The sequence below is a fragment of the Luteimonas panaciterrae genome (assembly GCF_020511115.1).
In the GTDB taxonomy this organism is placed as follows: Bacteria; Pseudomonadota; Gammaproteobacteria; order Xanthomonadales; family Xanthomonadaceae; genus Luteimonas; species Luteimonas panaciterrae.
Genome location: NZ_JAJAVH010000089.1, coordinates 1 through 594, shown reverse-complemented (window position 1 = coordinate 594; position 594 = coordinate 1). Strand labels below are relative to the sequence as shown.

At 58.1% G+C, this 594-nt stretch carries 1 protein-coding gene; it reads right to left on the bottom strand.

Translation table 11 applies throughout. The annotated features are described in order from the left end of the window. Positions 1–263, bottom strand: a 263-nt coding sequence (locus LG367_RS18395) for a hypothetical protein (protein ID WP_226470734.1), incomplete at its 3' end; no start/stop codon positions are given. Between the last annotated feature and the right edge of the window lie 331 nt (positions 264–594).

Below are 594 nucleotides of genomic sequence, written 5' to 3'. Positions count from 1 at the left end.
GCAATGCTGGCGGGGTCACGATGGATCGCAAGCGCCAGTTCCGCCGCTTCGCGGGGATGACTGGCGTCCAGCTCGATCTCCCACGCGACATGATGCACGGATGGCGACGGCGTCTCATACTCGGCCAGCGCGCCGCGCATGGCCTTGAGATCATCCGTCACGGTGTCCTGCGTCTGGTCATCCTCGAACCCTTCCATAAAGCTGATGCCGAGACGCAGCGCGGCGGCGAGACGTTCACGCAAAAGCTTTTGTGTGTTGGTCATAAGTGGTAAGTCCTAGTCACTCAATCCCACCCCTTATGCCAGGGCTTGGCAGCCTGGGCCGATGCACTGGCACGGTGGGCAATCCGCGCGCTGGTAACGGCCCAAGTTCTCGCGAGGTCCGCTCATTGATGATGTCCAGATCTCGCAACAGCTGCGCGTCATAAATAGGATCGTGACTCGACATTTTCCTGCCCTTCAAGATTGATATTTTCGAGAGCACATATTCGAAATAACCCCGGCACTGCTTTGTCGCTTGCTCAAGGCGACGCCCATTAAAACGAGTGATCGCATCCGCCTCCCTACTGGCGGCGCATGAATGGACAGATTTCCG